8 protein-coding genes are annotated in these 10,729 nt (G+C 58.0%); 5 read left to right on the forward strand and 3 right to left on the reverse strand.

What is annotated here, in order from left to right; translation table 11 throughout:
• Positions 1 to 107 precede the first annotated feature (107 nt).
• Positions 108 to 1,091: an asparaginase gene (locus ACK3SC_RS17295; RefSeq protein WP_416841488.1), complete on the reverse strand. Its 984-nt coding sequence runs from the start codon at positions 1,089 to 1,091 to the stop codon at positions 108 to 110.
• Between the two features lie 1,064 nt (positions 1,092 to 2,155).
• Here ACK3SC_RS17295 and ACK3SC_RS17300 point away from each other — a divergent pair.
• The 4 genes from ACK3SC_RS17300 (at position 2,156) to ACK3SC_RS17315 (ending at position 7,255) form a co-directional block, all read left to right on the forward strand.
• The gene (locus ACK3SC_RS17300) at positions 2,156 to 2,917 is read left to right on the forward strand and encodes an IclR family transcriptional regulator (protein ID WP_416841489.1); all 762 of its coding nucleotides are present in this window, start codon (positions 2,156 to 2,158) and stop codon (positions 2,915 to 2,917) included.
• Positions 2,918 to 3,177: 260 nt separating this feature from the next.
• Entirely contained in the window at positions 3,178 to 4,131 is a 954-nt protein-coding gene (locus tag ACK3SC_RS17305; RefSeq protein WP_416841490.1) for a nitrilase-related carbon-nitrogen hydrolase, read from the forward strand.
• A 128-nt stretch (positions 4,132 to 4,259) separates the two neighbouring features.
• The gene (locus ACK3SC_RS17310; protein WP_416841491.1) at positions 4,260 to 5,381 is read left to right on the forward strand and encodes a zinc-binding dehydrogenase; all 1,122 of its coding nucleotides are present in this window, start codon (positions 4,260 to 4,262) and stop codon (positions 5,379 to 5,381) included.
• Between the two features lie 77 nt (positions 5,382 to 5,458).
• Entirely contained in the window at positions 5,459 to 7,255 is a 1,797-nt protein-coding gene (locus ACK3SC_RS17315) for a thiamine pyrophosphate-dependent enzyme (protein ID WP_416841492.1), read from the forward strand.
• Positions 7,256 to 7,293: 38 nt separating this feature from the next.
• Here the strand turns inward: ACK3SC_RS17315 and ACK3SC_RS17320 are convergent, their stop codons facing one another.
• Positions 7,294 to 7,677 (reverse strand): universal stress protein, encoded by a 384-nt coding sequence (locus ACK3SC_RS17320; RefSeq protein ID WP_416841493.1) that lies wholly within the window; start codon positions 7,675 to 7,677, stop codon positions 7,294 to 7,296.
• A gap of 113 nt (positions 7,678 to 7,790) precedes the next feature.
• Positions 7,791 to 9,221: a UbiD family decarboxylase gene (locus tag ACK3SC_RS17325; RefSeq protein WP_416841494.1), complete on the reverse strand. Its 1,431-nt coding sequence runs from the start codon at positions 9,219 to 9,221 to the stop codon at positions 7,791 to 7,793.
• Between the two features lie 178 nt (positions 9,222 to 9,399).
• On the opposite strand from ACK3SC_RS17325, the gene ACK3SC_RS17330 reads away from it, so the two are divergent.
• On the forward strand, positions 9,400 to 10,729 hold a 1,330-nt coding region (locus ACK3SC_RS17330), incomplete at its 3' end, for a class I adenylate-forming enzyme family protein (RefSeq protein ID WP_416841495.1).

Genomic DNA, 10,729 nt, shown 5'->3' on the forward strand with positions numbered 1-10,729 from the left:
CAGTTGCATAAATAGACTTCGCCAAAGGTGCCGCAGTCGATGAGCGTTCTATACTAGAACAGTAGTGGGTGTTTCTCGTCTCCTCAGCCCACTTTGGTTCTGTGTCTTCAGTAACGTCGAAAGTACGTTTGAATACGACTGGGGTCGCTCGTCCGACAGAGTGCGAGTGTCAGAAGTATCCGTGCCTTCGACGGTGTGAGCGTATCTCCCCAGATGAATTGGGCGTCAGTCAGGTAGGTGCTTGCGGGCCATCCTTCCGTCCCTCGATGACTCACGACGACGGGAATGCCGGCTTCAACCGCACGTTCGAGCGCCGCTCGTTGGTCTGGCTTCCCATCACGTTTGCTGGCCGCACCAGTTGGAAACGCGGCGAGGACGATACCATCGACTCCTCGTTCGACCGCTGCGTCGACCATCGAACCGTCGTCGTCGACGGCGGCATACGAGATAACTACACTCGGGAACGCCGCTCCGTCGCTCGGTGGGACGAATGGGGGATCATCAGTGTGGATTCGGTCGGGGGTTCGGTAGAACCCAACGTGACCATACTTGTCGACGAGCCCGATTGGCCCGAAATCACTGGATTCCCACGCATCGGGCCGACCGCTAACGAGTTTCGACACGTCACGAGCGGCGTGAATTTCGTCGTTCACGACGACGAGTACTCCTCGTTCCCTCGCGTCGGGCGTTGCGACCGTTCGAACGGCGTCGAGGAGGTTCCGATTACCGTCGGCACCCTGTGTCCCGTAGTTTCGCTGGGCTGCTGTCAGGGCGATGGGGACGTCAGTTCCAACGGTCAATTCGAGGAAGTAGGCCGTCTCAGCCGTCGTGTTCGACCCGAGAGTCACGACGATACCGTCAGGCGAAGACTCCGACAATACCCGTTCGATTTCGTCTCGGAGAGCCACCCAGTCATCGAAGTCGATACTGCTCGACGCCTTGCTCCGTACTTCTTTGACGGTCACTTCCGCGATTTCGTCCAGTTCTGGAATCGAATCCACGAGTTCGCCACCGGAGATATACCCTGATCTCTCGGGCGGGTTGGCGATTGTTCCTCCCATCGTCAGGAGTACTACTGTTGCATCAGTCATGTTGAGCGGTAACACACCATCTGATAAAAGAGTACACCTATCCTCGTCCCCAGATGTCCGAGGGCCACAACCTCAGCCATAGACGAGTCGAGTGTTGAACGATAAAACGCCGGTATGAACCCTTTCGGTCATTTACGTCACTACGCACGCGGTTCAAATGTCATCGTATCACAGAGGCCCAGCAGACACGATTCCACCCTATAGAATCCCTCCCGTTGTATATATTACAGATAAGAGAGGAGAGGAAGCGGCGATGTATTTCATTTGGGGGGTTTTTCTCCGATCTATAGGACGTTAGTCAGGTGAATACCAATCGAACTGGACAGCTCCGTGCGGTTATTTTGGAACTGTTGATTTTCTCTGTTACGGACCAATTCCACAGAGCGGAAAATTGTGTGTTGGTAGTTCACAAGCAACAAGCACCGGTATGATTGGATAGAGTTTGGTATTCTACTACTTTTACAATCGTATTCTTGTAATGGACATCATCCCGTGTCTCGGGGGGCACCTGCACAGAGAACTTCCACGAGTCGGCGTCTCGCATTCGCTCACCACAGTTCACGTCCATAACAGTGTGGCTTGGGACGGAATCAATCGCAACGAATGACTACTAGTTGTCACACAACGGACGATGTCACGCAGGTACTGGTCGTGTGTTTCAATCGGCTAGGATCGTAAGTTGAGAGACCAACCCGAGAGAGATAACTCGTCGAATGCGGTGCATCGAGCCGAGTTGGGGGATCTGTAATTATCTAGTATGTGGGTTTGGATTCCACCTAGCAGAAACACAACGGGGGCCCAGATCCTCGGATTGTAAGCTACTGAACGATGTCGATGAATGACTTCCAGCACTCGTCCAGCGAGTAGAAGGGAGAGTCATCAATAATGAATCAGTCGAACAGGACTCTGTCCCACTGATGTCAGCGGTGATGTCGTTCGTCGTTCGGTATCTCCCCCTTGTCTATCGGTCTCTCACCGTTGGAGTTTGAGATAGACGAGAACTGTTTCCGCCGGGTGGAATTCCAACGTGTGGAATTATATATAATGGGCCCATATCCTGAGGTATGGTCAAGGAGACAGGTGAGATTCGGGCGGTGGGACGGAACTTCGAGATAATTGGTGCGCTCCGTGACCTCGATGGTGCAGGGATTACCGAAATAAGTGCGTACACGGGACTCCCTAACAGTACGATTCATCGCCATCTCTCGACACTCTGCTCGCTGGGACACGTTGTGAAAGAAGACGATGTCTATCATCTTGGGCTGTCGTTTTTGAACTATGGCGAGTACGTGCAGAATCGAAAGCAAGTGTACCGCCTCGCGAAGAACAAGGTCCGTGAGGTCGCCGAAGAAACCGACGAGCGATGCCAATTCTTGGTCGAAGAGTACGGCAAAGCTGTCTATGTCCACGTCTCGACGGGACGACGCGCAGTGCAGACCGACTCTCAGGTGGGAGAGCGAGTCTACTTGCACTCGACTTCCATCGGATGGGCGATACTTGCGAACCTCCCAGAACAACGCGTCAACGACATCATCGACCAGTGGGGCCTCCCGAAGTTCACAGAGAACACCGTCACGGACCGTGAAGAACTGTTCGAGGGATTAGCGGAGGTCCGAGAGACAGGTGTCGCATTCAACAAAGAAGAGAACGTCGAAGGCCTCCGCTCGGTTGGTGTGCCCGTCATGGGAGCCGATGGTGAGGTTGTCGGCGCGTTGAGCGTCTCTGCTCCGACCCATCGTATGAAGGGCAAGCGATACACAGAGGAGATCCCGAACCTTCTGTTAGGCACGGCGAACGAACTCGAACTGAACCTGAAGTACGCGTAAGTCTCTGGGACAGGCGACGTCCCTTCCCGACCCGCACCTTCTCGGCGCGTATCTGGCACGTTCGGACCGAGTCGCTCGACTTCTCTGAGTCTTCTCCGCGGTCCATAGGTCGTGAATCTGTGGGCACCACAACACCTAAACGAAAACCGAGTGAGAAGCTCGTATGTGTAGCGAATTCACGCACCAGCAACCGAACCGGGACGTTCCTCGGTCTCGACGAGACACCCTCGCCGTAAGTGTATCTGCTTCGAAACCGGCCGATGACTGAGAGCACTCTTCGCCTCGCTGCCGCGCAGGTCGCTGAAGTGTATCTCGACGCGGAGGCGACGGTAGACAAAGACTGCACGTTCGTCCACCGCGCCGGAGAACAGGGTGTCGACCTCGTTGTCTTTCCCGAGTTCCACGTTCCCGCCGCCCCGCAATGGTACCAGTACGACGACCGATACGACCACGCCGAATACTACGCGGCACTCTACGACCAGGCGGTAGACACCACCAACGGCCCAGGGGTACTTGCACCGCTTTGTGATGCTGCGCGGGAGGCTGACGTGGCTGTCGTCGTCGGAATCACGGAGCGGGCACCATCCCCGTCGAAGTCGATGTACAACTCGCAGGCGTTCATCGACCGGGATGGTACCTTCCTCGGAACCAGGCGGAAAATCGCCCCGACGAAGATGGAACGACTGTTTCACGACGCGGGCGATGGGTCCGACCTGAGGGGGTTCGAAAGTAAACTCGGGACGCTCGGTGGCCTCGTCTGTGGCGAACACACCAATCCCCTGGCAATCTTCGCGACACTCGCAGCGGGAGAAGAGATTCACGCAGCGTGTTGGCCTGCCTTTCCGTGGCTCGACGAGGAGACGAGGACACGAAACGTCGGAATTCGAACGCAGTTTCATGCGTACGCGGGACGGGTTCCAACAGTCGCTGCATCTGGCGTCGTCGACGAGACACTCGCGGAGACCCTCGATAAGCCGGAGTGGGCCGGAATCGGTGGCACGTCCGGAATCATCGGTCCGAACGGAGCCTACGTCGCCGGCCCGAACGTCGAAGGAGAGGGACTCGTCGTCGCTGATGTCTCGACCGCTGAGAGCATCGCTGGGAAAGCGCTCCACGACATCCTCGGACACTACAACCGGCCAGATATCTTCGAACTCCGCGTCGACCGCTCGTCGCGGTCGCTCCTCACGGATGTCGACGAGACGAGCGGGTGAGCTCAAGATTGACTCTCCAATTCGTCGGATTCACCCAGCCTCCGGTACGATTTTCCTCTCGCTGGATGGACCCAGCCTCCGGTAGACCCGTGGCATAACACTAACTATGGGGCCTGCCATCTCAGGCCATGAAGGGCAAGGCCAGTGTACTATGGAAAGCCACCAAAGCTGATTCGTTCGTCGACAACTCGTGTCTCAGCATGGAGACAGTCTCCATCACAGAACCAGTTGGTGAGGAAGTCGTCGTCGAAGTGAAGGCTGCGAGCCTCTGTCACACTGATGTGTCTATCGCCCATGGACACATCGACGAACAGTATCCACTCGTGATGGGACACGAGGGAGCGGGGATCGTCCGAGCGGTCGGTGACGCAGTCGAGTCGGTTGAACCCGGTGACCACGTCGTTCTCGGCAGACCTGCGTGTGGCCGGTGTACCCACTGTCGTGAAGCGAACAGACATCTCTGTGAGCGGCGTCGCGAGTCGACCCCTGCGGGGACGCTTCGCACAGGGGAAGTCCGATTCGACATCGATGGTGACCCTGTGCACCACTGCCATGGCGTCTCGTCGTTCGCTGAGTACACCCTCGTCACCGAGGAGGTCGCGATTCCAATCACAGACGAGGTTCCGTTCGAGAAGGCGACGTTGCTCGGATGCGGGATATTCACTGGTGTCGGTGCTGTTCTACAGACTGCTCAGGTCGAGTTCGGGTCGTCAGTCGCAATCTTCGGTGCAGGTGGTGTCGGCCTGAGTGCCGTGCAAGGAGCACGACTGGCGAACGCGACAGACATCGTCGTCGTCGACCTCGTCGCTGAGAAACTCGACACCGCACGTGACCTCGGTGCGACAGAGACGGTCGACGCGTCGGAGACTGACCCTGTCGAGTATCTGCAAGAAGAGTTCGGCGGCGTCGATTACGCCTTCGACGTCGTTGGCCACCCAACTGTGGTGGAACAAGCAATCGCTGCGCTTCGACCGACTGGAACTGCCGTCCTCGTCGGGACGCCGCCTGCGGGCATCCACGAACTCGGCATCGAACTTCACGACTTTATCCTGGACGAAAAACAGGTGCTCGGTTCGTTCAACGGCTCGTTCGACCTCCAGGAGGCGATACCGAAACTCGCAGCCCTCGTAGCCGCTGGTGACCTCGTCGTCGACGACCTCATCTCGTCAGTTCGGCCACTCGACGCACTTCCCGAAGCGATGGACGAGTTAGAGAACGGTGACGGCATCCGACACGTCCTCGTCCCATAGCGGAGACGACACTGGGCCCATGAACTCCTCTGTTTTCTGTAGAGTACTTTTTTGTAGTCCGATTGGGTTGTGTGACCATGGAGCCATCTAGCAGCAACGCTACACCTTCGAGCACTGACGTCGTGGAACCCACGTGGGGGTCGGACCACGTGGTCGACTTGATTCAGGCGTACGACTTCGACTTCGTCACGTTCAACCCCGGTGCGTCGTTTCGCGGTCTCGAAGAATCGCTCGTGAACTACGGACAGTGTGTCCCGGAGATAATCGAGACACCGAACGAAGGTATCTCGGTCGCGATCGCACACGGGTACGCGAAGGCGACAGATGAACCTGCGCTCGTCATCTTACACGACATCGTCGGGACGTTACAGGGGTCGATGGGACTGTTCAACGCCTACTGTGACCGCGTTCCGGTGCTTGCACTCGCGGGCGGTGGTCCGGCCCGAAAAGCGACCCGCCGGCCGTGGATCGAGTGGATTCACACGGCACTCATCCAGGGGAACCTCGTGCGCGACTACACGAAGTTCGACGACGAACCCGCACACATCGACGGCGTCGCTGAGTCGATCATTCGAGCGTATCGAACCGCCAACACCGCCCCGAAAGCCCCGACATACGTGACGTTGGACTTCGCAGTCCAGGAGTGCGAGCTTCCGGACGGTGTGGAAGTCCCCGACCTCTCGATGTACGACACACCGTCGAGACCCGCCGCCGACCCGGCGGCCATCGATGATGCGGCCGAACGCCTCGTTGCGGCGGACGACCCCGCGATCCTCGTCGACCGAGCAGGCACTCGCCCTGCTGTCGTCGAAGAACTCGTCCAACTGGCGGAGACGCTGGGTGCAGGCGTGTACGACTCGCGCCGCTACCGATACAACTTCCCGAACACCCATTCACTCGACCTCTCGGGAACCGAGCGATACCGTTCTGCCGACGTGCTCCTCGCAGTCGATGTCTGGAGTCTGGACTACCGAACGCAGAAGGTGGATCACGTGACGCACGAAACGCAGTCGTTGATGGACAACTCGTACGACCTGATCGACATCGGACTGGACGATTACGAGCTGTCGAGTCTCGTCCCGGACTACTGCGAACTCCGCGAGACGACCGTCTCGGTGAACGCCGACACTGAGTTGGCGCTCGCTGCGCTCCGGCGGGCGGTAGCCGACAAACTCGACGGCGACTCTGCGGCCCAGCAACGAATCGAAGACCGTACGGCTGAACTCGAAGCACTCCACGACGAGCAGCGTGAAGAGTGGGAAGCCGAGGCCGCCGCAGCGTGGGACGAAGACCCGATCTCGGTCCCTCGCCTCACTGCAGAACTCAAAGAGGTCATCGAAGACGACGAGTGGGTCATCGTCAACGGGACGCTCTGTGGATGGATTCACCGACTCCTGGAAATCGACGAGTTCGACCAGTACATCGGCGGCCACTCTGGCGGTGCGGGTGTGGGATACGGTATCGGCGCTGCCATCGGTGGGGCGCTGGCGTACCAAGATTCCGACCGAATTCCAATCAACCTGCAGGCGGATGGTGACTTGATGCAGTACCTCGGGGGGCTGTGGACACTGGGACACTACGAGATACCCCTCCTCACCATCGTGCACAACAATGGGACGCTGTACAATTCGACGCAACACCGGATGCGTCTCGCTGACCACCGAGACAGAGATTCGAGCTTCGAACGCGCGCTCATCGGAACTGGACTCAAAGGCCCGACACCTGATTACGCCTCTCTTGCAGAGTCACTGGGCGTCAAAGGATACGGCCCCGTCGAAGACCCCGACGAACTTCCGGCGGTCCTTGCGGCCGCGTGGGAAGATGTCCAGAACGGAACGCCCGTACTCGTCGACGTGGTCTGTCAGGTACGATAAAAGCTGAACCGCCTCTTTGGTACCGGCCGTGGCACCCTTTAGGTGGCCATTTCGACGACGACCGGCCGGTCGGCGTCCAACAGGACTGCCTGCGTCACGCTTCCGAAGATGGCCTTTCCGGTCGGAGAACGCTTTCGTCCGCCGATGACGATATACTGCGCATCTACCGACTCAGCGTTGTCGAGAATGCTCGTGGTGATATCGCGGAGTCCGCCGAGTGCAGTCGCCTCTGCGGCGTCCGCCTCGTCGAATGTACTATCGATAACTCGTTGCGCGACCGCTTTCGCATCGTCTGACGAGCCCTTCGCGTCCTGCACGTGGAGGACGTAGAGGGGCACCGAGAATGCCTCTGCGAGACGCTTCCCGGTCTCGAGCACTGGTTCCTGTTCATTCTCACCGTTTACGGCTACGAGAACTGACATACGCGGAGTAGAAGTCGAGTGGGCTGTTAAATCTTTGTCCAGCTTCGGTGGCCCGTGGATGCGGTCAATTTCGCGATGGCACCGACGAAACTCGCGAGTGGACCTCTGGAATCTTAGATACCGAATTCGTCGAGGTTCCACTTCTCGACGAGTTCTTCGCGGTACTCGTCGCTGAACCGATTGACCCGTGGGAACTCACCCTTGTACGGCATGGTCGCGTCGATAATCGCCCGCGAACTCCGGTTGTCCGACCGATCTTCGAGGATCGGGTCGAGCGGGCTCGTGTAGAGACCGTCGAGTATCTCGATGTCGTCTGCCTTACATCGAGTAGACATCGCCCAGATGACGTCTTCGAGGCTCGTGATGTCGATGTCGTCGTCGACGACGACGACGTACCGACCGCCATATATCCCGTTCGGCATCGTCGCGGCGGCGATACCGACTTGCTTCGCGTGTCCGGCGTAGTCCTGGTCGACAGAGACGACGAGGAACTGCGGTCGTTCGATGACGTGTGACCAAACGCCAGTGACTCCGGAGATGCCCGCGTCGTCGAGTTGGTTCCACACACCACCAGCCGTTCGAATTGGAATCCCAACGGTGTAGATGGCTGGCGGTTTGAGCGGTGGTTGACCGAGGAGAATCGGGTCGTCGCGGTAGAGAACACTCTTTACTTCGATGAGCGGGGTTTCGTCGTGCGCTGGAGTCGAGTACCCCGGCCACTCGCCGAACGGGCCGTCGACACAACTTCGCTCGTCAACCGGTGGAATCTCACCTTCGATGACGATTTCGGCGTCGGCGGGTATCGGAAGGCCAGTTTCGGGGCCGTCAGTGACCGGTATCGGCTCACCGCGAATCCATCCGGCGATGTCGTACTCGCTCTCTTGGCGTCGTGCTGTCGACATCGAGGCGATCCACGTGTGTGGGTCGAGTCCTGCGATGAACGCGACTGGGCAGTTCTCACCGCGTTCGTGGTACTTCTCCATCGTCACTCGCGCATCTTTCCCGGGGGCAACCCAGAGTGAGATGGTCTCTTCGTCGAGAATCATACTGCGGTAGACCCCGAGGTTCACCCACCCGGTGTCCGGGTCTTTCGTCACGATGGTACAGCCAGTCCCGATGTATCGCCCCCCGTCGTGTTCGTGCCACTGCGGGACGGGAAACTTCGTCACGTCGATCTCGTCGCCCGTATCGATGTTCTCTAAGACCGGCGCGTCACCCGAAACGTGCTCGGGTTCGAGCGCCTCGTACGAACTGAACTCCTTTCGCCACGCGTCGACGATGTCGATGGGGCCGAGGTCAGACGACATGTTCAGCGCGATGCGCGTCCGTTCGATGGAGCCGAAACTGTTCGATAGAATTCGGAAGCCCGCTGGATAGCCTTCGATATCATCGAACAGGAGCGCAGGACCTCCCAGTCCCCCACCTTTCTCGGCGACTAATTCGGTAATCCCACCGATTTCTTTGTCCCAGTCTGCTCCCTCGATGTGTGCGAGTTCGGCTACCCCATCGATGTCAGCGATGAAATCACGCAGGTCGTATGACATGGATTACCAACTGACGCTATCCATCTTAATTGTTCTGTAGCACGTGGACAGTACGTGCACACGAATGCTGGATTGTCCTGCCCATTCGTCGAAAATAATGGTGTCTGGAAAACACGTTCGAATGAAATTCCGTTTCCTTGAGAGAAACATTCATAATCTATGTATTGGATATTTTGGCATGAATTGGATAGTTAACTTTGAGAACCAGGTCCACGAGCGGGGTCGGAAGACTGCAGTCGTCTGTGACGGTACGTCGTACACGTACATCGACCTCAACAACCACGTCAACTCCTTTGCAAACTGGTTGAAATCGTTTGACGGCAAGCGCGTCTGCATGTACGTCCCGAACACGTACGAAGTGTACATCGCAGCGTTCGGCGCGATGAAAGCTGGTGGCGCACCAGCGCCGATCAACTACATGTTCGGTCGAAACACCGTCGCGTACGTCCTCGAGGACGCGGACGCCGACGTGGTGATGACGTTCCCGAAAGATGCCGAGATGGTTGCATCTGCGGCCGAAGACGCCGGCGTCGACCACGTCGTCACAATCGGCGAATCCGAACACGGAACCATCACGATAGAGGAAATCACCGAAACCTATCCAACGCACACCGAAACGGTCCCACAACGCGACGACGACCTCTTCGGGCTGATGTACACCAGTGGAACGACCGGCGACCCGAAAGGAGTCTACAAGTCGCATCGGAGCGTCAACACGCACACGAAAGCGATGCGGCACGTCTGGAAGATAACGTCCGACCAGACGTGGCTCTGTGCGGGACCGCTGTACCACACGTCTGGATTCGAATCCTCGTCGCTTCCGGTGCTCGAAGCGGGCGGGACTGTCGTGCTTCACACGTGGGATATCGAGCGATTTTTATCCGAAATCGAGACGTACAAGGCAGACAGCGCGTACATCGCTGGGTCGATGCTCCTCGACATGCTCGAGTACGAACACCCAGAGAAATACGACGTGAGTTCACTGAAGCAAGTGTTCGCCGGCGGGGCACCGATGGACCCAGATGACTACGACGTCGTCGAAGAGATGTACGATGTTCGCGTCTCGGAACGACTCGGTATGACGGAAGCAGGCATCATCCTCACGTACCCAGTGGGTCGGACTGGCGAGTTCTCTCCACGAGACGAGGTTCCCGGCCGTGTCCCCGGTTCGTGCGGGAAACCGGTCGTCCAGGAAGTAGACGTTCGTGTCGTCGACCTTCACTCAGATGAGGTGGTCGACGTCGGCGAAGGCGAGATGCAGATTCGTGGCGATACGCTCTTCGAGCGCTACCTCAACAAGCCCGAGAAAACCAAACAGGCATTCACCGACGACGGATGGTACCGGTCGGGGGACGTCGTCCGCGTGGATGAGGATGGCTACATCTTCCACCTCCGCCGCGCGGATAGCATGATCGTCACCGGTGGGGAGAACGTCTACCCACGCGGCGTCGAGCGAGTCATCAACAACCACAGTGAGGTCAAAGAGTGTGCCGTCTTCCCGATTCCTG

The sequence above is a fragment of the Haloferax sp. DFSO52 genome (genome assembly GCF_048158745.1).
Classification (GTDB): Archaea; Halobacteriota; Halobacteria; order Halobacteriales; family Haloferacaceae; genus Haloferax.

Bases quoted from the DNA above. Each gene is read 5' to 3' on its own strand.
- ACK3SC_RS17295 (WP_416841488.1), bottom strand. From the start codon at position 1,091: ATGACTGATGCAACAGTAGTACTCCTGACGATGGGAGGAACAATCGCC.
- ACK3SC_RS17300 (WP_416841489.1), top strand. From the start codon at position 2,156: ATGGTCAAGGAGACAGGTGAGATTCGGGCGGTGGGACGGAACTTCGAG.
- ACK3SC_RS17305 (WP_416841490.1), top strand. From the start codon at position 3,178: ATGACTGAGAGCACTCTTCGCCTCGCTGCCGCGCAGGTCGCTGAAGTG.
- ACK3SC_RS17310 (WP_416841491.1), top strand. From the start codon at position 4,260: ATGAAGGGCAAGGCCAGTGTACTATGGAAAGCCACCAAAGCTGATTCG.
- ACK3SC_RS17315 (WP_416841492.1), top strand. From the start codon at position 5,459: ATGGAGCCATCTAGCAGCAACGCTACACCTTCGAGCACTGACGTCGTG.
- ACK3SC_RS17320 (WP_416841493.1), bottom strand. From the start codon at position 7,677: ATGTCAGTTCTCGTAGCCGTAAACGGTGAGAATGAACAGGAACCAGTG.
- ACK3SC_RS17325 (WP_416841494.1), bottom strand. From the start codon at position 9,221: ATGTCATACGACCTGCGTGATTTCATCGCTGACATCGATGGGGTAGCC.